1 pseudogene is annotated in these 242 nt (G+C 40.1%); it reads left to right on the top strand.

Annotated elements, in window-relative coordinates:
- Window positions 1-242 (top strand): annotated as a pseudogene (locus ACM615_RS24295) (1-deoxy-D-xylulose-5-phosphate reductoisomerase); the annotation flags it as partial.

Genomic DNA, 242 nt, shown 5'->3' on the forward strand with positions numbered 1-242 from the left:
TCCAACATTAAAGGCCATTGAACAAAAAAAGACGATTGCACTCGCAAATAAAGAAACACTTGTGACAGCTGGTCATATAGTAAAAGAGTACGCGAAAAGATATGATGTACCTTTACTTCCTGTCGATAGTGAGCATTCCGCTATTTTTCAATGCCTGCAAGGTGAACAAGCTAAAAACATTGAACGCTTAATCGTGACAGCCTCAGGTGGTAGCTTCCGAGATAAAAAACGAACCGAACTTG

The sequence above is a fragment of the Rahnella sp. PAMC25617 genome (genome assembly GCF_050606005.1).
GTDB classification, from domain to species: domain Bacteria; phylum Pseudomonadota; class Gammaproteobacteria; order Enterobacterales; family Enterobacteriaceae; genus Rahnella; species Rahnella variigena.